This window comes from Streptomyces sp. AC558_RSS880, assembly GCF_019049255.1.
Taxonomy (GTDB): domain Bacteria; phylum Actinomycetota; class Actinomycetes; order Streptomycetales; family Streptomycetaceae; genus Streptomyces.
In genome coordinates this window covers 145,323-165,170 of record NZ_JAGMUJ010000031.1, presented here as the reverse complement: position 1 = coordinate 165,170, position 19,848 = coordinate 145,323, and the positions used below count along the sequence as shown (strand labels likewise).

At 70.4% G+C, this 19,848-nt stretch carries 20 protein-coding genes and 1 tRNA gene; 13 read left to right on the top strand and 8 right to left on the bottom strand.

The features are described 5' to 3' along the window. Nucleotides 1-109 precede the first annotated feature (109 nt). Both KUM38_RS14685 and KUM38_RS14680 read left to right on the top strand, forming a co-directional pair. Nucleotides 110-637: a YwqJ-related putative deaminase gene (locus KUM38_RS14685; protein WP_217129801.1), complete on the top strand. Its 528-nt coding sequence runs from the start codon at nt 110-112 to the stop codon at nt 635-637. A gap of 42 nt (nt 638-679) precedes the next feature. Beyond that, nucleotides 680-1,174, top strand: a complete 495-nt coding sequence (locus tag KUM38_RS14680) for an SUKH-3 domain-containing protein (RefSeq protein WP_217129800.1) — start codon at nt 680-682, stop codon at nt 1,172-1,174. A gap of 19 nt (nt 1,175-1,193) precedes the next feature. Here the strand turns inward: KUM38_RS14680 and KUM38_RS14675 are convergent, their stop codons facing one another. Continuing rightward, nucleotides 1,194-2,510, bottom strand: a complete 1,317-nt coding sequence (locus KUM38_RS14675; protein WP_217129799.1) for a sensor histidine kinase — start codon at nt 2,508-2,510, stop codon at nt 1,194-1,196. 167 nt (nt 2,511-2,677) lie between these two features. Here KUM38_RS14675 and KUM38_RS14670 point away from each other — a divergent pair, with 167 nt between their 5' ends. The 7 genes from KUM38_RS14670 (at nt 2,678) to KUM38_RS14640 (ending at nt 8,354) form a co-directional block, all read left to right on the top strand. Beyond that, nucleotides 2,678-3,550, top strand: a complete 873-nt coding sequence (locus KUM38_RS14670; protein WP_217129798.1) for a hypothetical protein — start codon at nt 2,678-2,680, stop codon at nt 3,548-3,550. Nucleotides 3,551-3,562: 12 nt separating this feature from the next. After that, nucleotides 3,563-3,637 (top strand) — tRNA-Gln (locus tag KUM38_RS14665). Nucleotides 3,638-3,756: 119 nt separating this feature from the next. After that, a complete protein-coding gene (gene glmU, locus KUM38_RS14660; RefSeq protein WP_217129797.1) occupies nt 3,757-5,202 on the top strand; it encodes a bifunctional UDP-N-acetylglucosamine diphosphorylase/glucosamine-1-phosphate N-acetyltransferase GlmU in 1,446 nt (481 codons plus the stop codon). A gap of 88 nt (nt 5,203-5,290) precedes the next feature. Next, complete coding sequence (locus KUM38_RS14655) at nt 5,291-6,271, top strand: ribose-phosphate diphosphokinase (RefSeq protein WP_217129796.1); 981 nt, start codon at nt 5,291-5,293, stop codon at nt 6,269-6,271. 229 nt (nt 6,272-6,500) lie between these two features. Continuing rightward, nucleotides 6,501-7,094: a 50S ribosomal protein L25/general stress protein Ctc gene (locus tag KUM38_RS14650; RefSeq protein ID WP_217129795.1), complete on the top strand. Its 594-nt coding sequence runs from the start codon at nt 6,501-6,503 to the stop codon at nt 7,092-7,094. Between the two features lie 72 nt (nt 7,095-7,166). After that, nucleotides 7,167-7,769 (top strand): aminoacyl-tRNA hydrolase, encoded by a 603-nt coding sequence (pth, locus tag KUM38_RS14645; protein WP_217129794.1) that lies wholly within the window; start codon nt 7,167-7,169, stop codon nt 7,767-7,769. Nucleotides 7,770-7,868: 99 nt separating this feature from the next. Continuing rightward, nucleotides 7,869-8,354, top strand: a complete 486-nt coding sequence (locus KUM38_RS14640; protein WP_217129793.1) for a hypothetical protein — start codon at nt 7,869-7,871, stop codon at nt 8,352-8,354. A 76-nt stretch (nt 8,355-8,430) separates the two neighbouring features. Here KUM38_RS14640 and ppc read toward each other — a convergent pair whose 3' ends face one another. Then, nucleotides 8,431-11,163, bottom strand: coding sequence for a phosphoenolpyruvate carboxylase (gene ppc / locus KUM38_RS14635; RefSeq protein ID WP_217129792.1), 2,733 nt, complete (start codon nt 11,161-11,163; stop codon nt 8,431-8,433). Nucleotides 11,164-11,453: 290 nt separating this feature from the next. On the opposite strand from ppc, the gene KUM38_RS14630 reads away from it, so the two are divergent. Beyond that, entirely contained in the window at nt 11,454-12,467 is a 1,014-nt protein-coding gene (locus KUM38_RS14630; protein ID WP_217129791.1) for a fatty acid desaturase, read from the top strand. Continuing rightward, complete coding sequence (locus KUM38_RS14625; protein ID WP_217129790.1) at nt 12,464-13,141, top strand: TetR/AcrR family transcriptional regulator; 678 nt, start codon at nt 12,464-12,466, stop codon at nt 13,139-13,141. The genes KUM38_RS14630 and KUM38_RS14625 overlap by 4 nt, the downstream gene beginning before the upstream one ends. A gap of 16 nt (nt 13,142-13,157) precedes the next feature. On the opposite strand, the gene KUM38_RS14620 is transcribed toward KUM38_RS14625, so the two are convergent. Next, a complete protein-coding gene (locus tag KUM38_RS14620) occupies nt 13,158-13,517 on the bottom strand; it encodes a VOC family protein (protein ID WP_217129789.1) in 360 nt (119 codons plus the stop codon). Continuing rightward, nucleotides 13,517-14,320: a trans-aconitate 2-methyltransferase gene (locus tag KUM38_RS14615; RefSeq protein ID WP_217129788.1), complete on the bottom strand. Its 804-nt coding sequence runs from the start codon at nt 14,318-14,320 to the stop codon at nt 13,517-13,519. Before KUM38_RS14615 ends, KUM38_RS14620 begins: the two co-directional genes overlap by 1 nt. A 115-nt stretch (nt 14,321-14,435) precedes the next feature. On the opposite strand from KUM38_RS14615, the gene KUM38_RS14610 reads away from it, so the two are divergent. After that, the gene (locus KUM38_RS14610) at nt 14,436-14,933 is read left to right on the top strand and encodes a MarR family winged helix-turn-helix transcriptional regulator (RefSeq protein WP_217129787.1); all 498 of its coding nucleotides are present in this window, start codon (nt 14,436-14,438) and stop codon (nt 14,931-14,933) included. Here the strand turns inward: KUM38_RS14610 and KUM38_RS14605 are convergent. After that, entirely contained in the window at nt 14,892-15,659 is a 768-nt protein-coding gene (locus tag KUM38_RS14605) for a response regulator transcription factor (RefSeq protein ID WP_217129786.1), read from the bottom strand. The genes KUM38_RS14610 and KUM38_RS14605 overlap by 42 nt on opposite strands. A 291-nt stretch (nt 15,660-15,950) precedes the next feature. Here KUM38_RS14605 and KUM38_RS14600 point away from each other — a divergent pair, with 291 nt between their 5' ends. Then, a complete protein-coding gene (locus tag KUM38_RS14600; RefSeq protein ID WP_217129785.1) occupies nt 15,951-16,406 on the top strand; it encodes an N-acetyltransferase in 456 nt (151 codons plus the stop codon). Between the two features lie 184 nt (nt 16,407-16,590). Here KUM38_RS14600 and galK read toward each other — a convergent pair whose 3' ends face one another. The 3 genes from galK to galT are packed head-to-tail and all read right to left on the bottom strand — an operon-like array spanning nt 16,591 to nt 19,830. Continuing rightward, the gene (gene galK / locus KUM38_RS14595; RefSeq protein WP_217129784.1) at nt 16,591-17,763 is read right to left on the bottom strand and encodes a galactokinase; all 1,173 of its coding nucleotides are present in this window, start codon (nt 17,761-17,763) and stop codon (nt 16,591-16,593) included. 28 nt (nt 17,764-17,791) lie between these two features. Continuing rightward, nucleotides 17,792-18,772 (bottom strand): UDP-glucose 4-epimerase GalE, encoded by a 981-nt coding sequence (gene galE / locus KUM38_RS14590; protein WP_217129783.1) that lies wholly within the window; start codon nt 18,770-18,772, stop codon nt 17,792-17,794. Beyond that, on the bottom strand, nt 18,769-19,830 hold the full coding sequence (gene galT / locus KUM38_RS14585; protein ID WP_217129782.1) for a galactose-1-phosphate uridylyltransferase: 1,062 nt from the start codon (nt 19,828-19,830) through the stop codon (nt 18,769-18,771). The genes galE and galT overlap by 4 nt, the downstream gene beginning before the upstream one ends. Nucleotides 19,831-19,848: the final 18 nt, after the last annotated feature.

Sequence of the window (19,848 nt, the reverse complement as noted above, 5' to 3'; positions counted from 1 at the left end):
TGACAGCCCGCCCAAACCCGGGCGTGTCACCCCGCCCCAGCTTCCGCATCAGCCACCCCATTTGGCACTCTGTGACCTCCGGGGGGATGCTCGGGAGGGGATGATGATCATGAACGTGACGCAGACGGGACCGCACAGCGGCCCAACCGGCGACCCTCGCTCCGGCGACCCCCGCGTCGGCTGGAGCGCCACCGACACCGCCCACACCCCCACCCTCCACCACCGCCGCGACGGCATCCTGCCCACCATCGCCGCGGCCCTCTCCGTCCGCGGCGCCACCCTCACCTGCACCGCCGCCCGCGGCGACACACCCCCCGCCCTCCACCCCCTCGTCCAGGACTTCCTCGACACCCTCACCAGCGACCAACGCGACCGCTTCACCGGCCGCTGCGCCGAGACCATCCTCATCTCCCGGCACATCACCACCGCCGACGCCGCCCGCAGCAAACGCGCCGCACGCAAACCCATGACCAACGGCGAAGCACGCAAAACCCTCAAGAACGCCAAACTCACCACCCGCCGCATCCGCGAGGACGGCGACCCCCTCCACGGCGCCTACGCCACCCCCTGCCGCGCCTGCACCGCACTCATCGCCCACTTCGGCGTCCGCATGGTCGACCCCGCCACCAACGGCTGACCCGGCCCCGCACCACCCACGACCTCGACGAACGAAGAGCAGATGCACACCGACCGCACCTCCACCACCCGCTTCGCCGTACCCGTCGACGCAGCCCTGCGCGCCGCCGGCTGGCAACCCGGACGCTGGGACATCAAACAAGCGGAGATCTGGGCCGACACCCTCCGCGACCACACCTCACCCGCAGGACACCGCCACACCGTCTTCCCCGCCGCCGTCGAAGCCTGGGCCGAATTCGGCGGACTCCACGTGACCCCCGGCGGCCCCGGCCGTCAGATCGCCCCCGCGACCCTGCACCTCGACCCCCTCCACGGCCTCCACCTCGCCCGCACCCTCGGCGACCTCGGCCGCGCCCTCGACACCGAGGTCTGCCCCCTCGGCGCCGAAACCGACACCCAAGCCCTCCTCGCCATCGACGCCCAAGGCCGCGTCTACGCCCTCGACCACACCGGCGACTGGTACCTCGGCCCCGACATCGACCACGCCCTCGCCACCCTCGTCTCCGGCATACAGCCCACCCGCCTCACCACCGGCTGAACACCACGGGACGACCGGACTACGACGCCGGAATCACCGCCGACACCCGGAAACCCCCCGCATCCGTCGGCCCCGACACGAACACCCCGCCCAGCGCCGACACCCGCTCCTTCATCCCCACCAGACCGTTCCCCCCCGACGGCAGCCCCGCCGACGACGCCGCCTCCGGCGGCGGCTCGTTCTCCACCTGCATCGCGATCTCCGACACCCGGTACGCCAGACGCACATACGTCTTCGCGCCCGCCGCATGCTTGTGCACGTTCGTCAACGCCTCCTGCACCACCCGGTACGCCGTCGACTCCACCTCCCGCGCACACGACCGGACCTCCCCCATCACCGACAGATCCACCACCATCCCCGCCGCCGCCGACTGCCCCACCAACTCCTCGATCTCCGACAGACACGGCCCCTCCGCCGCCCCCTCGGCCTCGCCCACCGCCCGGGACGCCGCAGCCGCCGCGGCCACCCCCACCGCCGCCAACGGCACCGACGCCCCCGCCCCGCGCCGCACACCGTCCCCGCCCGAACGCAGCACCCCGAGCATCTCCCGCAACTCCGTCAACGCCTGCCGCCCCATGTCCCCCACCAGAGCGGCATTCCGCACAGCCTTCTCGGGATCCTTCCGCGCCACCGCCTGAAGCGCCGCAGCGTGCACCACCATCAGACTCACCCGGTGCGCCACCACGTCATGCATCTCACGGGCGATCCGCGTCCGCTCCTCACCCCGCGCCCACTCCGCCCGCTCCTCCGCCCGCTCCGCGAGCAACTGGAGCTCCCGCTCCAGACTGTCCGCCCGCTCCCGCAGGCTCTCCATCAACCGCCGCCGCGCCCCCACGTACAGCCCCAGCAACAACGGCGGCGCCGTCACCCCGATCGCCGTCGTGATCGACGCGAACGGCACGATCCAGTCCCCGACCTCCACATCCCCCCGCGCCGGGTTCTGCCGCATCCGCACGAACATCACGATGAGCACACCCACCGACTGCATGCCCGCCAGCGACGCGATGATCCGCCGCGGCACCTCGGACGCGGCCAGCGAATACAGGCCCACGACGCCCATCAGGAAACCCATCGCCGCCGGCGTCACCGCGATCGCCACCAGCACCACCGCGATCGGCCACTTCCGCCGCACCAGCAGCACGGAACCGGCGAGCACACCGAAAACGGCCCCCACGCCGGCCGGAATCCCCGCCTCCCACGCGAACGGGATCCCCTCCAGCCCGCACTCCACCGCGGACACCACCGCGAGCCCCACATCCAGCACGGCACTACGCCGCCTGTCCCACCACCACGGCCCTCCCCGGGCCGTCACACGCTCTTCCCCCGTCGTGGTCATGCGTCCAGCCTACGGGCGCACAGCGCCGCTTTTCCGACGAGTTTCCACGTCCGGATCACACCACACAGGGTGACCGTTCGGATGCGATACGGCCCGAAATCCCTCGAACTGATGAATCGGACACCGTTCGAGAGGGGAACCGACCATTCCGCCCGGACGGTATGCGTGTGACACATGCACCCGGCAAATACGCCGACTTCGAGGGCCTGCGGGAGCGGGCGGTGGCGCTGCGACGGGCGGGCCACAGCCTCCGCCAGATCCGCGACGAGCTGAAGATCTACAACAACGACATCCTCAACCAGCTGGTGAAGGGGGAACCTCCGCCGGCCTGGACGAAACGCCCGAACGCGAAGGACGACCTACGGGCCAGGGCCCGGGAGCTACGGCTCCAGGGCTGGACGTACGACCAGATCGAGGCCGAGCTGGGCTGCTCCAGGAGCTCGGCGTCGCTGTGGGTACGGGACCTGCCGAAGCCTGAACGCAAGCGCACTCCCGAGGAAGCCGCAGCCATCGCCCGCCGGGGCTGGGAAGCGAAGCTGCGCATCCGGGACGAGGAACGGCAGCGCACCAAGGAAGCCGCCAAGCAGGCAATCGGCGACCTGTCGGCCCGCGAACTGTTCCTGGTGGGCGTCGGCTTGTACTGGGCGGAAGGCGGCAAGGACAAGCCGTACGACCGCCGCGAGAACGTCGCCTTCGTCAACAGCGACCCCAGCATGATCCAGGTTTTCCTGGCCTGGCTCGACCTGCTGGGAGTTGAGCGAGAGCGCCTGCGGTTCACGGTCATGATTCACGAGAAGGCGGACATCGCAGGCGCAGAAGAGTACTGGGCCGACCTCGTCGGCGCTGGTCGCTCCGCGTTCAACAAAACGACCCTGAAGAAGCACAACCCCAAAACAGTGCGCAAGAACGTAGGCGACACCTATCGAGGATGCCTCGTGATCAAAGTCCTGAAAAGCGCCGAGCTGTACCGTCGCATCGAAGGCTCCTGGTACGGCATAGTGTTGGGAGCCACCCGGCAAGCCGACGAAATGTCCGATTAGCCGGGTTGATTATCCCCTGTGGTGTAATCGGCAACACAGTCCGCTTTGGACGGATCATTCCAGGTTCGAGTCCTGGCAGGGGAGCCACGCTCAAGTTCGGGCCCTGACCGGTCACCCCGGTCAGGGCCCGCTCTCATGTCCCCCCACAACCACCCCGGTATCCTGCGGATGTCACCCCCTCCCCCATCACAGCCGAAGGGCATCCCGTGAGCACCAATCGCCCGGCAGCCGTCGTCGTTCTCGCAGCGGGTGAGGGCACCCGTATGAAGTCGGCCACACCGAAGGTCCTGCACGACATCTGTGGCCGTTCCCTGGTGGGTCATGTGCTCGCCGCAGCCGGTGAGCTGGAGCCGGAGAACCTGGTCGTCGTCGTGGGGCACGCCCGCGAGAAGGTGACCGCGCACCTCGCCGAGATCGCCCCCGAGGTCCGTACCGCCGTGCAGACGGAGCAGAACGGCACCGGGCACGCCGTGCGGATGGGGCTGGAGGAGCTGGGCGGTTCCGTGGACGGGACGGTCGTCGTCGTCTGCGGTGACACCCCGCTGCTGACGGGTGAGACGCTGCGGCGGCTGTCGGCCACCCACACCGCCGACGGCAACGCGGTGACGGTGCTGACGGCCGAGGTGCCGGACGCGACCGGTTACGGGCGGATCGTGCGGGACGACAGCGGTGCCGTGACGGCGATCGTGGAGCACAAGGACGCGTCCGAGGTGCAGCGGGCGATCCGGGAGATCAACTCGGGTGTGTTCGCGTTCGACGGGGTGCTGCTGGCGGACGCGCTGAAGAGGGTGCGGACGGACAACAGTCAGGGTGAGGAGTATCTGACGGACGTGCTCGGGATCCTGCGTGAGGCGGGGCACCGGGTGGGTGCGTCGGTGGCGGGGGATCACCGGGAGATCGCGGGGATCAACAACCGGGTGCAGTTGTCCGAGGCGCGGCGGATCCTCAACGACCGGCTGTTGACGGAGGCCATGCTGTCCGGGGTCACCGTGATCGATCCTGCGACGACGTGGGTCGACGTCACCGTGTCGTTCGAGCAGGACGTGGTCGTTCATCCGGGGACGCAGTTGCACGGGGCGACGCATCTGGCCGAGGGGTGTGAGGTCGGGCCCCATTCGCGGTTGACGGACACCCGGGTGGGTGCGGGGGCGCGGGTGGACAACACGGTGGCGGTGGGTGCCGAGGTGGGTCCTGAGGCGAACGTCGGGCCGTACGCGTATCTGCGGCCGGGGTCGCGGCTGGCGCGCAAGGCCAAGATCGGTACGTACGTGGAGACGAAGAACGCGTCGATCGGTGAGGGGACGAAGGTTCCGCACCTGTCGTATGTGGGTGACGCGACGATCGGCGACTTCTCGAACATCGGTGCGGCGAGCGTGTTCGTCAATTACGACGGGCAGGACAAACATCACACGACGGTCGGGTCGCACTGCAAGACGGGCTCGGACAACATGTTTGTGGCGCCTGTCACGGTCGGGGACGGTGCCTACACGGCTGCCGGGTCGGTGATCACGAAGGATGTGCCGCCGGGTTCGCTGGCCGTGGCCCGTGGCCAGCAGCGGAATATCGAGGGTTGGGTGGCTCGTAAGCGTCCGGGGAGCGCTGCCGCGAAGGCGGCGGAGGCGGCTTCCCGGGAGCCGGCCGGTGAGGACTGACCGGATTCGGTCCTCTCGAACAGGGCGTACCGTGATAAGTGCACTTCCGCACCGCCACCAGCTGCGACACCTCTGAGGAGACTGTGCTGTGACCGGGATCAAGACGACCGGCGAGAAGAAGATGATGTTCTTCTCCGGCCGCGCCCACCCCGAGCTTGCCGAGGAGGTCGCCCAACAGCTGGATGTCGGGGTCGTGCCGACGAAGGCTTTCGACTTCGCCAATGGCGAGATCTATGTGCGGTATCAGGAGTCGGCTCGTGGTGCCGACTGTTTCCTGATCCAGAGCCACACCGCTCCGATCAACAAGTGGATCATGGAGCAGTTGATCATGATCGACGCGCTGAAGCGTGCGTCGGCCAGGTCCATCACGGTCATCGTGCCGTTCTACGGTTACGCGCGGCAGGACAAGAAGCACCGGGGTCGTGAACCGATTTCGGCGCGTCTGATCGCGGACCTGATGAAGACGGCGGGTGCGGACCGGCTGCTGGCCGTGGATCTGCACACGGATCAGATCCAGGGCTTCTTCGACGGGCCTGTCGACCATCTCTTCGCGCTGCCGCTCCTCGCGGACTACGTGGGTGCGAAGGTGGACCGTTCGAAGCTGACGGTGGTGTCTCCGGACGCGGGCCGTGTGCGGGTGGCGGACCGTTGGTGCGACCGGCTGGGCGCGCCGCTGGCGATCGTGCACAAGCGCCGGGACAAGGACGTGGCGAACCAGGTCACGGTGCACGAGGTCGTGGGTGACGTGAAGGGGCGTATCTGCGTCCTGGTCGACGACATGATCGACACGGGTGGCACGATCTGTGCCGCGGCGGACGCGTTGTTCGCGCACGGTGCGGAGGACGTGATCGTGACGGCGACGCACGGTGTGCTGTCGGGTCCGGCGGCGGACCGGTTGAAGAACTCGCGGGTGAGTGAGTTCGTGTTCACGAACACGCTGCCGACGCCGGGGGAGCTGAGCGAGTCGCTGGACAAGATCAAGGTGCTGTCGATCGCGCCGACGATCGCGCGTGCGGCGCGTGAGGTGTTCCAGGACGGTTCGGTGACGAGCCTGTTCGACGAGCAGTAGACACGTGCGGTAGGCCCGCACAGTACCTGCAGTAAGGGTTCTGCACCGGGTCTCCCGATGATCGTTTTGGGTGCGGCCTCCTGGTCCGAGTAGACTGTCCAAGTTGCTCGGCGAGGGAGGCCGTTCCGCTTTTTCGAGGCGGTTTCGGCTGTCCGTTATCGACGCGCTCTTCGTAGCAGGCCGTTCGTGGCCGGGTGACCACGTCCGTTTCTGACTTCGAGGAGTGACCATGTCCGAGGTGAAGATCTCCGCCGCGACGCGCACCGAGTTCGGCAAGGGTGCCGCGCGCCGTATCCGCCGTGACAACAAGGTTCCGGGTGTGCTGTACGGGCACGGTTCGGACCCGCTGCACCTGACCCTTCCGGGCCACGAGCTGCTGCTCGCGCTGCGTACGCCGAACGTGCTGATCGCGCTGGACATCGACGGCACGTCGAACGAGCTGGCGATCCCGAAGTCGGTGCAGCGTGACCCGATCAAGGGCTTCCTGGAGCACGTCGACCTGCAGCTGGTGCAGCGCGGCGAGACCGTCACGGTGGAGATCCCGGTCCTCACCGAGGGCGAGCTGGCCGCGGGCGGCAACCTGCTGGAGCACGTGCTGGGCACCCTGACGGTCGAGGCCGAGGCCACCCACATCCCCGAGTCCGTCACGGTGTCCGTCGAGGGCCTGGCGGCCGGTGCCTCCATCCACGCCAAGGACATCACCCTCCCGAAGGGCGCCAAGCTGGCCGTCGACGAGGACGCGGTCGTCATCCAGGTGCTGGCCGCGCAGGCGGAGGAGGCTTCGGAGGGCGAGGGTTCCGCCGAGGCCGCCACCGAGGCCTGATCCGCACCAACGCCGTTTTCGTCAGCCGCTGCTTCCCTTCGGGAGCAGCGGCTGGCGCGTATCGAGGGAGACATGCAGGTGACGACCGACGCCGGTGCCCCGTGGCTGATCGCGGGGCTGGGCAATCCGGGACCCGAGTACGCGATGAACCGGCACAACGTGGGATTCATGGTGGCGGATCTGCTGGCGGAGCGGATGGGGGGCCGGTTCAAGCGGGCCGGCAAGGCTCAGGCGCAGGTGGTGGAGGGGCGGATCGGTCCGCCGGGGCCTGCCAACCGGCGGGTGGTTCTGGCGAAGCCGATGTCGTACATGAATCTGTCGGGCGGGCCGGTGAACGCGCTGCGGGAGTTCTACAAGGTGCCGGCGGAGCGGGTGGTCGCGGTCCATGACGAGCTGGACATCGATTACGGGACGCTGCGGCTGAAGCTGGGTGGCGGGGACAACGGTCACAACGGGCTGAAGTCGCTGACGAAGGCGTTCGGGCGGGATTACCACCGGGTGCGGTTCGGGATCGGGCGGCCGCCGGGGCGGATGCAGGTGGCGGACTTCGTGCTGAAGGACTTCTCGCCGGCGGAGCGCAAGGAGCTGGACTACTTCGTGGACCGGGCGGCGGACGCGGTGGAGTGTCTGGTGATCGAGGGGCTGGAGCGGGCGCAGGGGACGTACAACTCGTGACGTGCTGAGGGGCACATCGGTTGACTCGTCCCCCTGCCGGGGCCCGTCGGAGCCCACCGGAGTTGACCGACCGCAAGGTTATAGCCAAGGATCTCGGCCATGCCTTCTGCGGTCCGCTCCTCCCCCGGCTCCTCCGCCCTGCGGTTCGGCCGGTTCGCGGCGATGGGCACGGTCGTCGCGCTGATCCTGATCGCGGGTGTGTGGGCGTCGTGGGGTACGGCGCAGCACGCGATGCTGACGAAGGGGCGTGAGCGCGGCACGGTGGAGGTGACGCGGTGCGGCGCGACGACGTGTACGGGGCCGTACGCGCCGCTGTCGCCGGGGTCGCAGCCGCGCGCGGAGGTCGTACTGGAGGACTCGGTGGCCGTGGCGGAGGGGCGGACGTACACGGTGGTGCTGAAGCCGGGCGGCACGGACGCCGTCCGCTCGGGTCCCGCCGGGATCCTCTACGCGTGGGTTCCGTTGGGCGGCGCGCTGCTGCTCGCGTCGGTCGTCGTGGCCGGCGGTCTGCTGCGGACGCGGGCGGCGTGGGTGATGGCGCTGTCCGGGGTGGCACTGCTCACCGCGGCTTTCCTGGCCGTCTGAGACGAGCCGTGTGAGACGTGAGAACGAGGGGTGCCCCCGGCCGTACGAGGCCGGGGGCACCCCTCGTCGCGTCGGATCAGCCGGTGTTGCGCAGGCCGGCCGCGACACCGTTGACGGTGAGCAGCAGGGCGCGGGAGAGCAGCGGGTCGGGCTCCTCGCCGGCGCCGACGGCGTCACGCTGGCGCTTGAGGAGGGCCACCTGGAGGTAGGAGATCGGGTCCAGGTAGGCGTCGCGGATGGTGAAGGTCTGCTTGAGGACCGGGTCGGCGTCCAGGAGTTCCTGTTCGCCGGTGACGCGCAGCACCTCGGCGACGGTCAGCTCGTGTTCGGCCTTGATGGCGTCGAAGACGTGCTTGAGCTCGTCGGGGACGAGGGTGTCGACGTAGTGCTGGGCGATGCGCAGGTCCGTCTTGGCGAGGGTCATCTCCACGTTGGAGATGAAGTTGCGGAAGAAGTGCCACTGCTGGTGCATCTCGTCGAGCACGGTGTCGAGGCCGGCCTCGCGCAGGGCCTTGAGGCCGGAGCCGACGCCGAACCAGCCGGGGACGATCTGCCGGGACTGGGTCCAGCCGAACACCCACGGGATGGCGCGCAGTCCGTCGAGTGAGACGCCCGAGCCGGGGCGGCGGGAGGGCCGCGAGCCCAGGTGCAGGTCGGCGAGCTGGTCGACGGGGGTGGAGGCCAGGAAGTACGTCGGCAGGTCGGGGTCCTCGACGAGCCTCCGGTAGGCCGTGTGGGCGGCGTCGGAGACGACGTCCATGGCGGCGTCCCAGCGGGCGAGGGCCTCGTCGGACTGGCGGGGTGCGGTGTGCAGGGCGGACGCCTGGAGGGTGGCCGCGACGGACAGCTCCAGGTTCTCCCGGGCGAGGGCCGGGATGAGGTACTTGTCGGAGATGACCTCGCCCTGCTCGGTCACCTTGATCTCGCCCTCGAGGGTGCCCCAGGGCTGGGCGAGGATGGCGTCGTGGGTGGGGCCGCCGCCGCGGCCGACGGTGCCGCCGCGGCCGTGGAACAGCCTGAGCCGTACGCCGTAGCGGTGGGCGACGTCGCGCAGGCGCCGCTGCGCGCGGTGGATCTCCCACTGGCTGGTGGTGATACCGCCGAACTTGGAGGAGTCGGAGTAGCCGAGCATGACCTCCTGGACGTCGCCCCTGAGCGCGACGAGGCGCCGGTAGGAGGGGTCGGCGAGCATGTCCTCGAGGATGGTGTCGGCGGCCTTGAGCTCGTCGGTGGTCTCCAGCAGGGGCACGATGCCGATCTTCGCCCAGCCGGCGTGCAGGTCGATCAGTCCGGCCTCGCGGGCGAGGACGGCGGCGGCGAAGACGTCGTCGGCGCCCTGGCACATGGAGATGATGTAGGACTCGACGACCTCGGGCCCGAAGACCTCCAGGGCCCGCTTGACGGTCTGGAAGACGCCGAGGGTCTTCTCGCCGGCGGCGTCGACGGGCGCCGGGGTGGGGGCGAGCGGGCGGCGGGAGCGCAGTTCCTTGGCGAGCAGCTTGCCGCGGTACTCGCGGGGCATGTCCGTGTAGCGCCACGACTCCTCGCCGAGCCGGTCGAACAGCTGGCCGAGGGCGTGGTGGTGGGCGTCGGCGTGTTCGCGTACGTCCATGGTGGCGAGCTGGAGGCCGAAGGCGGCCAGGGTGCGGATCACCCGGGCGAGGCGGCCGTCGGCGAAGAGGCCGCCGCGGTGTTCGCGCAGGGAGGCCTGGATGATGCGCAGATCGGCGAGGAGCTGGCCGGTGCCGAGGTAGTCGCGGCCGGGCTCGTGGGGGGTGCCCTTGGCGAGGCGGAGCTTGGTGTTCTCCAGCTTCTGCCGGATGCAGGTGGCCTTGAGCCGGTAGGGCTCCTCGGCGTTGAGCCGCTTGTAGCGGGGGCTGATCTCGGGGAGGGCGTCGAGGTCGGCCTGGAGGGAGGCCAGCAGCTCCTCCGTCGCGCCCGCGTAGCGGATGGAGTTGGAGAGGAAGCCGCGCAGTTCGTCGATCATCTCCAGGGCGTCGTTGATGCCGTGTTCGTGCTGGAGGATGAGGACGTCCCAGGTGACCTGGGGGGTGACGTTGGGGTTGCCGTCGCGGTCGCCGCCGATCCAGGTGCCGAAGGTGAGGGGGCGGGTGTCGTCGGGGAGGTGGACGCCGACGCGCTCCAGCTCGGCGGTGAGGTCCTCCAGGACGTCGCCGACCGCGCCGGCGTGCAGCTCGTCGAGGTAGTAGATGGCGTTGCGGGCCTCGTCGGCGGGTTCGGGGCGGACCACGCGCAGTTCGTCGGTCTGCCAGACGAGGTCGATGTTCTCGGCGAGCCGGGTGTCCAGGCGGCGCCGGTCGGAGGCGATGACCGGGGTGTCGAGGAGGGCGGCGATCCGGCGGAGCTTGTTGAGGACGGAGCGGCGGGCGGCCTCGGTGGGGTGCGCGGTGAAGACGGGCCGGATGTTGAGGTTGCGGACCGTCTCGCGCAGGTGCTCGGGGTCGGCGTCCTTGAGGCGGTCGGCGGTGCGGGAGAGCAGCCCGCCCTCGGCGGCGCGGCGGGCGCGCAGTTCGCGGCCGCGGTGCACCTGCTCGGTGACGTTGGCCAGGTGGAAGTAGGTGGAGAACGCGCGGACCAGCTTGGCCGCGGTCTGCAGTTCGGTGCCCCGCAGCAGCTCGGCGGCGGCCTCGCCGTCCTCACGGGTGAGTCGGCGCACCTTCTCGACGAGGTCGAGCAGCTCCGGGCCCTCCTGCCGTACCAGGGTCTCGCCCAGGAGGTCACCCAGTCGGCGGATGTCGGCGCGCAGCTCGCTGCTCGTCGTGGTGGTCTGGTCGTCGGCACTGCTCACAGGTGCGGCTCCTTGCAGTGTTGAAGCTCGTCTGGGAGGGAACCCGGACGGCGTCTCGCGCGGCGTGCGCCGCTTGCGGGCCGGACGTCCGGGAAGAAATCAGAGCGGACCGCGCTGTCCGACCGACTTCAAGGATAGGTGTCGACCCGGACGCGCAGGCTCACGGGCTCTTGCCGCCGGGCTGCGCGCTGCCATACTTACGTTGCCGTAGGTTACGGAGGCGTAGGTACGCAGTGCGTTTCCGGAGGCCGGGCACCCACCCCAGTCCACATACCCCACAGGGAACACGCATGACCTCAGGCTCCGATGTGTTGCACGAAGCTACGAAACAAACCGGGTCCGACGACGCGGCGCCCTCCGCCACGCTGGGCGGCGAGCGCAAGCGCTCCATCGAGCAGATCACGCTGCTGCTCTTCATCACCGTCCCCTTCCTGGCGCTGGTGGCGGCGGTGCCGCTGGCGTGGGGGTGGGGGGTGAGCTGGCTGGACCTCGGTCTGCTGGTCTTCTTCTACTTCCTCGGCTGCCACGGCATCACCATCGGTTTCCACCGGCACTTCACGCACGGTTCGTTCAAGGCGAAGCGGCCGCTGAAGGTCGCGCTGGCGATCGCCGGGTCGATGGCGGTGGAGGGGCCGCTGGTGCGGTGGGTGGCCGATCACCGCAAGCACCACAAGTTCTCCGACGACGAGGGTGACCCGCATTCGCCGTGGAAGTACGGGGAGACGGTCCCGGCGCTGATGAAGGGCCTGTGGTGGGCGCACATCGGCTGGATGTTCGACGAGGAGCAGACGCCGCAGGACAAGTACGCGCCGGACCTGATCAAGGACCCGACGCTGCGGGCGATCTCCCGGCAGTTCATCCTGTGGACGGCGCTGTCGCTGGCGCTGCCCGCGCTGATCGGCGGTCTGGTCACCCTGTCCTGGTGGGGCGCGTTCACCGGGTTCTTCTGGGGGTCGCTCGTGCGGGTGGCGCTGCTGCACCACGTGACGTGGTCGATCAACTCGATCTGCCACGCGGTCGGCAAGCGTCCCTTCAAGTCGCGGGACCGTTCGGGCAACGTGTGGTGGCTGGCGGTCCTGTCCTGCGGTGAGTCCTGGCACAACCTGCACCACGCCGATCCGACCTCGGCGCGGCACGGTGTGGAGCGCGGGCAGCTGGACTCCTCCGCCCGGCTGATCCGCTGGTTCGAGCAGCTGGGCTGGGCGTACGACGTGCGGTGGCCGTCACGCTCGCGTATCGATTCGCGCCGTAACACCTCGGAAGGCGGCTCCCGGCAGGGGACGGAGTCCGTCGAGGCGGCATGATGGTCGCCGTGGCGACCGACTCCAGCAGCACCCCGAGCAATGACAAGCCGCGGCGTGCGCGTCGCACCCGGATGACCGGTGCGGAGCGCCGCCAGCAGCTGCTGGAGATCGGCCGCACCCTGTTCGCGGCGAAGGGCTTCGAGGCCACGTCGGTGGAGGAGATCGCGGCGAAGGCCGGGGTCTCCAAGCCGGTGGTGTACGAGCACTTCGGCGGCAAGGAGGGTCTGTACGCGGTGGTGGTGGACCGCGAGATGCGGCGTCTGCTGGACATGGTGACGGGTTCGCTGACGGCCGGCCATCCCCGCGAACTGTGCGAGCAGGCCGCGTTCGCGCTCCTGGACTACATCGAGGAGTACACGGACGGTTTCCGCATCCTGGTCCGTGACTCCCCCATCCCCCAGTCGACGGGCTCCTTCGCCTCGCTGATCTCGGACATCGCCACCCAGGTGGAGGACATCCTGGGGCGCGAGTTCAAGAGCCGCGGCTTCGACCCCAAGCTGGCCCCGCTGTACGCGCAGGCCCTGGTCGGGATGGTGGCGCTGACGGGCCAGTGGTGGCTGGACGTCCGCAAGCCGAAGAAGGCGGAGGTGGCGGCCCACCTGGTCAACCTGGCCTGGCACGGCCTGGACGGCCTGGAGCCGAAGCCGCGGCTGATAGGCCACCGGAAGTCCTAGCGGGGCTCCGGAAGTCCTAGCGGGGCTCCAGGAACTCGAGCCGGTTGCCCACGGGGTCGTCGGAGTAGAAGCGCTTGTGTCCCGGGAGGTCGTCGTCCCAGGTGACGGGGGCTCCGTGGGCGGCCAGGCGGGCGGCGTACGCCTCGATGCCGGTCACCCTCAGGCCGGGGTGGGCTTTCCTCGCCGGCCGGAAGTCGTGCTCGATGCCCAGATGGAGCCGTACGTCTCCGGCCTCGAACCAGCAGCCGCCGCGCGCCGCCAGGGCCGGCGGCTTCGGCGTCTCGGTCATGCCGAGGACGTCGGCGTAGTAGGCGCGCAGCCGTTCCTCGGAGCCGGGCGGGGCGGCGAGCTGCACGTGGTCGACGGCGGTGAGCATCACGCCTCCTTGACGGCGACCGCGAAGACGCGGCGGAAGGGGAACGGGGTGCCGTGCGGGCCGGTCGGATAGGCCGCTCGCAGGGCGGACCGGTACGCGCCGACGAACGCGTCGCGGGCCCCGGGATCGTCCGCCAGAGCCGTCAGGACGGGGCGCAGGCCCGTGCCCTTGACCCAGTCGAGGACCGGGTCCTCCCCCGTGAGCAGGTGGACGTACGTCGTCTCCCAGGCGTCGGTCGTGCAGCCGAGGGCGGTCAGGTGCTCCAGGTAGGCCTGCGGCCGGAGCACGGCGTCGTCGTGGCGCAGGACGCCGGACAGGCGGTCGCGCCAGCGCGGGGAGGCGGCCAGTTCCCGCATGAGTGCGTGGCTGGGGGCGTCGAAGTTGCCGGGGACCTGGAAGGCGAAGGTTCCGCCGGGAGCGAGCCCTTCGACCCAGTCGCGGAACCGCTCCACATGTCCCGGGACCCATTGCAGCGTGGCGTTGCTGACGATCAGGTCGTACGACCCGTCCGGCACCCAGGTGCGGACGTCGGCGTGGGCGAAGTCCAGCCCGCCGCCCTCGTGGTCGGCGCGGGCCTTGTCGAGCATCTCGGGCGAGTTGTCGTAGCCGGTGATGCGGGCGGTGGGCCAGCGTTCGGCGAGCAGGGCCGTGACGTTGCCGGCGCCGCAGCCGAGGTCGGCGATGCGGGCCGGGCCCCCGGGGAGTTCCGGGATCCGGGCGAGCAGATCGGTGAAGGGCCGGGTGCGGTGACCGGCGTGGCGCAGGTACTGGGCGGGGTCCCAGGTGGGGGTCGCTGCGGACATGGGGGCCTCCCGATGGCCGGTGGACGGGTACCCAGCGTCACCCACCATCCATCTCGACGTCAAGATGCTCGACATCAAGAGACTTCACATCGACACAACCACTACACTGATCGTCATGGAGGACGAGGTCGATCGGCTGGTCGCAGCGTGGCGCCGGGAGCGCCCGGACCTCGACGTGGAACCGCTCGAGGTGCTCAGCCGGGTGAGCAGACTGGCCCGGCACCTGGACCGGGCACGCCGGCTCGCCTTCACCGAGCACGGCCTGGAGTCCTGGGAGTTCGACGTGCTGACCGCGCTGCGCCGCGCGGGCTCTCCGTACCAGCTCTCGCCGGGGCAGCTCCTCACGCAGACGCTCGTCACCTCGGGCACGATGACCAACCGCATCGACCGCCTCACCAAGAAGGGCCTGGTGGAGCGGCTGCCCGACCCCAGTGACCGGCGCGGTGTCCTGGTCCGGCTCACGGACGAGGGCCGCGACCGCGCCGACCAGGCACTGGCCGGACTGCTGGCGCAGGAGCGGGCGATCCTCTCCGAACTCACCCGCGCCCAGCGCGGCGAACTGGCCGGTCTGCTACGCCAGTTGACCGCCCCGTTCGACAACATCCCCGGTTAGGTCGACGGGCCCGACACCCGCCCGCCGGGCGAGGGCCACCGCGGCGAGGGTGGAGTGCACCCCCAGCTTCCCGAGGACGTTCTGCATATGGGTCCGTACGGTGTGCGGGGACAGGTACAGGCGCTCGGCGACCGCCTTGCGCCCCAGCCCCGCGACCATGCACCGCAGCACCTCCCGCTCGCGCGGGGTCAGGGACTCCACGAGCCGTTCGCTCTCCGTGCGGTGCCGCCGGGCGGCGGTCAGCTCCCGCAGCACACCCGTCAGCAGCGCGGGCGGCAGATGCGTCTCGTCGCGCAGCACCCCCCGGATGACGGTGAGCAGCCGGTTCAGCGAGCAGTCCTTGGCCACCCACCCGGAGGCTCCCGCCTGCAGGGCGAGCGCGGCCCGGGCCGGGTCGTCCTTCTCGGCGAGGACGACGATCCGTACCTGCGGCTGCGCCGAACGCACCCCGGTGACCAGCGCTATCCCGTCGACGAGGCCGTCCTCGTCACCGGCCTGCACGGGCACGGCCGGCCGGCCGCCCGGCACCTTGCCGCCCAGGTCGGCGTCGACGAGCAGCACGTCGAACCGCCGTCCCTCGGCGGCCGCCCGCTCCAGACAGCGCAGCGCGGCCGGGCCGCTGCCCGCCGCGGACACGTCGACGTCGGGCTCCGCGGCCAGGGCCGCGGCCAGCGACTCGGCGAAGATGCGATGGTCGTCGACGACCAGGACTCGAATACGAACCACGAAACCCCCTTCCCCGAGCTCCTCACGGAGCAGGGGACTACCCCATCGTCGGAGGACGACACCGGCGCGGGTACGACGCCGAGGCCCCTGTCACTTCACTGACCGGACATGGGACGGGTCGCCGCAGCCGCACGGCCGCCGCCGCGCGACAACCGCCACCCCCACCTCGGACGCCGTACCCGACTGTCTCGCCCCCTGAACGGCGCCGGCCCCCACCGGCGCTGTTCATCAGGGTACGGGCGGGGGCCGGGAGCGGAAGGTTATTTGCAGAACTGGCGGCCTTGCGCGTTTATGGTGAGCCGCATGTTTCGTCTTGAGACAGAAGTCGACAAGGCCCGACGTGATCTGCTCCGCAGGCGGCTGAGGGACACCAATACGGCGGCCTCACCGGTCCTGCGCGCCCTGCGCGGAACCCCGGACGAACGTGAAGCGCCTTTGCACGTGTGGGCATCGGACGCGAACGGTGATCTCGCGGGCGGCCTGGTCGGCCACACCTGGACGACCTGGCTCCACGTGACCTACCTCTGGGTCGACGCCCGCCACCGGGGGGCGGGCCTGGGCTCCGGCCTCCTCGCGGAGGCGGAACGCGTCGCCGCCGCCGAACGCGCCTGCACGGCCTCCCGCGTGGAGACCTGGGACTTCCAGGCCCCCGACTTCTACCGGCGCCAGGGCTACGAGGTGGTGTGCGTGATCCCCGACTACCCGCCGGGGATCACGGAGTACACCCTGACGAAGCGCCTGGGCTGACCGAACCGCGCCCGCCCCGGCACCTACGGGCACCGTGACACGGACATCCCGAAAGGGGGCCACCCCCGCCGTGCCCGCGAACCCGGCCGACCCCGCCGAACCGGCCCGATCCGTATCGTCCTCGTGTCGCCCGTGCGTTTCGCGGGCGGCGGCGCCGGGGTCCGACCGGCGCCGCCGCCCCGTCTCAGCGCACCCGCCGCGCGCCCGCCGCGGGCACCGCCTCGAAGACCCGCGGGGCCTGGAACCCGGCTGCCGCGAAGGCCTCCTCCACCGCCTTGGTGATCGTCGGGACGTCCGTCTCCTCCACCAGGACGATGGCCGAGCCGCCGAAGCCGCCGCCGGTCATGCGGGCGCCGAGGGCGCCGGAGGTGACGGCGGTCTCCACCACCAGGTCGAGTTCGGGGCAGGAGACGCGGAAGTCGTCGCGCAGGGAGGCGTGGCCCTCGACCAGGACGGGCCCGATGGCCCGGGTGTCGCCCGACTCCAGCAGGGAGACGACCCGTTCGACCCGCTCGTCCTCCGTCACCACGTGACGGACCAGCCGGCGGACCTCCTCCTCGTCGCCGAGCCGTTCCAGCGCCGCGTCCAGTTCCGCGTACGGGAGGTCCCGCAGGGCGTCGACGCCTAGCAGGGCCGCGCCCTTCTCGCAGCCCGCGCGGCGCTTGCCGTACTCGCCCTCGCTGTGGCTGTGCTTGACCTGGGTGTCGACGACGAGCAGACGCATGCCCTCGGCGGCCAGGTCGAAGGGGATCTGGCGCTGGGAGAGGTCACGGGTGTCGAGGAACAGGGCGTGGCCGGTCTCGCAGCAGGCCGAGGCCGTCTGGTCCATGATGCCGACCGGGGCGCCGACGTAGACGTTCTCCGCGCGCTGGCACAGCCGGGCCAGCTGCCAGCCGCGCAGACCGAGGCCGAACAGGTCGTTCAGGGCGAGCGCGACGACGACCTCCAGGGCGGCCGAGGACGACAGGCCCGCGCCCGCCGGGACGGTCGAGGCGAGGTGGATGTCGGCGCCGGTGACGGTGTGTCCGGCCTCGCGCAGCGCCCACACCACGCCCGCCGGGTAGGCGGTCCACCGCTTGTCGGACTCGGGGGTCAGGGCGTCCACCGTCAGTTCCACGACGGGCCCGTCCACGTCGGCGGAGTGCAGCCGCAGGACGCCGTCGTCACGCCGGGACACCGCCGCGACCGCGGTGTGCGGCAGGGCGAACGGCATGACGAAGCCGTCGTTGTAGTCGGTGTGCTCGCCGATGAGGTTGACCCGGCCCGGTGCCGCCCACACCCCGTCCGGCGCGGTCCCGTACAGCTCCTCGAACCGCTCGGCGACGGACCCCGCGACGGCCTCGCTGGACTCGCTCATGCCCTGACCCCTGACCCTTCGTGACGTTCTACTCGGCCTGTTCGGCCTGCTCGGCGCGCTGCTGCGCGAACTCCCACGCGTCCGCGACGATCCCCGCGAGGTCGGCGCGCGACGGGTTCCAGCCCAGTTTCTCGCGGGCGGTGTCGGCCGACGCGACCAGGACCGCCGGGTCGCCGCCCCGGCGGGGGGCCACGACCTCGGGGATCGGGTGGCCGGTGACCTGACGGACCGTCTCGACGACCTCGCGGACGGAGAATCCGTTGCCGTTGCCGAGGTTGCAGATCAGGTGTTCGCCGGGCGCGGCGGCCCGCAGCGCGAGCAGATGGGCCTCGGCCAGGTCGGCGACGTGGATGTAGTCGCGCACGCAGGTGCCGTCCGGCGTCGGGTAGTCGTCGCCGTAGACGGAGATCGCGTCGCGCCGTCCCTGGGCCACCTGCAGCACGAGCGGGATGAGGTGCGACTCGGGGTCGTGCCGCTCGCCGTACCGCCCGTAGGCGCCGGCCACGTTGAAGTAGCGCAGGGAGACCGCGCCCAGTCCGTGCGCCGCCGCCTCACCGGTGATCATGTGGTCGACGGCGAGCTTCGAGGCGCCGTACGGATTCGTGGGCCGGGTGGGCGCGGACTCGACGATCGGGACCTGCTCCGGCTCGCCGTACGTCGCCGCCGTGGAGGAGAACACGAGCCGGCGCACGCCCGCCTCGCGCATCGCGCCGAGCAGCGCCATGGTGCCGCCGACGTTGTTGTCCCAGTACTTCTCCGGCTTCACCACCGACTCGCCGACCTGGGAGAACGCGGCGAAGTGCAGGACGCCGTCGTAGGAGGAGTCCAGCCATGTGGCGGCGTCGCGGATGTCGCCCTCGATGAACGACGCACCCGCGGGGACACCTTCCCGGAACCCGGTGGAGAGGTTGTCGAGCACGACGACCTCGTGGCCGGCCTCCAGCAGATGCTGGGCGACGACACCGCCGACGTAACCGGCCCCGCCCGTCACCAGGTACTTCCCGCTCATGAACTCGCTACCTCTCGCAGTCGCTCGGCCGCGCGCTCCGGCGGCACGTCGTTGATGAAGACGTTCATGCCGGACTCGGAGCCCGCGAGGAACTTCAGCTTGCCGGATGTGCGGCGGATGGTGAAAAGCTCGAGGTGGAGCGCGAAGTCGTCACGCGTGACGCCCTCGAAGTCCTCCAGCTGCCCGAACGGGGCCTGGTGCCAGGCCGCGATGTACGGCGTCGGAGGCTCGCCTTCCCCGAAGATCCGGTCGAAGCGCTTCAAGAGTTCCAGATACACCTGGGGGAACTCTGTGCGCGCCGCCTCGTCCAGTCCGAGCAGGTCGGGCACCCGGCGCTTGGGGTAGAGGTGGACCTCGTAGGGCCAGTGCGCCGCGTACGGCACGAAGGCCACCCAGTGTTCACCCTCAAGGACGATCCGCTCATCGGCCCGTTCCCGCTCCAGCACGGCGTCGAACAGGTTCTCGCCGCCCGTCGCCTCCTTGTGTACCGCCACTTGGCGCAGCATCAGGGCGGTGCGGGGGGTGGTGAAGGGGTAGGCGTAGATCTGCCCGTGCGGGTGCTGGAGGGTGACGCCGATCTCGGCCCCCCGGTTCTCGAAGCAGAAGACCTGTTCGACGGAGGGCAGATGCGACAGCTCGGAGGTCCGGTCGGTCCAGGCGTCGAGCACCAGTCGCGCCTGCCGCTCGCTCAGACCGGAGAAGGACGAGTGGTGGTCGGAGGTGAAGCAGACGACCTCGCACCGGCCCGAGTCCCCGGCCAGCGAGGGGAAACGGTTCTCGAAGACGACCACGTCGTACGACGAGTCCGGGATCTCGCTCAGCCGGTCGCCCTCGGAGGGGCAGAGCGGACACTCGTCGGCCGGCGGGTGGTACGTACGCCCCTGCCGGTGCGAGGCGATGGCGACGGAGTCGCCAAGGAGCACGTCGCGGCGGATCTCGGAGGTGGTGACGGTGGCGTCCAGCGGACGGCGGTCGACGGCGTCGCGGACGGTGTCGTCGCCCAGGTCGTAGTAGATGAGCTCGCGACCGTCGGCCAGCCGGGTCGAGGTCTTCTTCACTGCCGTACTCCTCTGCAC

Coding starts and splice junctions, on each gene's coding strand:
- KUM38_RS14685 (WP_217129801.1), top strand. CDS start 110: ATGAACGTGACGCAGACGGGACCGCACAGCGGCCCAACCGGCGACCCT.
- KUM38_RS14680 (WP_217129800.1), top strand. CDS start 680: ATGCACACCGACCGCACCTCCACCACCCGCTTCGCCGTACCCGTCGAC.
- KUM38_RS14675 (WP_217129799.1), bottom strand. CDS start 2,510: ATGACCACGACGGGGGAAGAGCGTGTGACGGCCCGGGGAGGGCCGTGG.
- KUM38_RS14650 (WP_217129795.1), top strand. CDS start 6,501: ATGTCCGAGGTGAAGATCTCCGCCGCGACGCGCACCGAGTTCGGCAAG.
- pth (WP_217129794.1), top strand. CDS start 7,167: ATGCAGGTGACGACCGACGCCGGTGCCCCGTGGCTGATCGCGGGGCTG.
- KUM38_RS14640 (WP_217129793.1), top strand. CDS start 7,869: ATGCCTTCTGCGGTCCGCTCCTCCCCCGGCTCCTCCGCCCTGCGGTTC.
- KUM38_RS14630 (WP_217129791.1), top strand. CDS start 11,454: ATGACCTCAGGCTCCGATGTGTTGCACGAAGCTACGAAACAAACCGGG.
- KUM38_RS14625 (WP_217129790.1), top strand. CDS start 12,464: ATGATGGTCGCCGTGGCGACCGACTCCAGCAGCACCCCGAGCAATGAC.
- KUM38_RS14620 (WP_217129789.1), bottom strand. CDS start 13,517: ATGCTCACCGCCGTCGACCACGTGCAGCTCGCCGCCCCGCCCGGCTCC.
- KUM38_RS14615 (WP_217129788.1), bottom strand. CDS start 14,320: ATGTCCGCAGCGACCCCCACCTGGGACCCCGCCCAGTACCTGCGCCAC.
- KUM38_RS14610 (WP_217129787.1), top strand. CDS start 14,436: ATGGAGGACGAGGTCGATCGGCTGGTCGCAGCGTGGCGCCGGGAGCGC.
- KUM38_RS14600 (WP_217129785.1), top strand. CDS start 15,951: ATGGTGAGCCGCATGTTTCGTCTTGAGACAGAAGTCGACAAGGCCCGA.
- galK (WP_217129784.1), bottom strand. CDS start 17,763: ATGAGCGAGTCCAGCGAGGCCGTCGCGGGGTCCGTCGCCGAGCGGTTC.
- galE (WP_217129783.1), bottom strand. CDS start 18,772: ATGAGCGGGAAGTACCTGGTGACGGGCGGGGCCGGTTACGTCGGCGGT.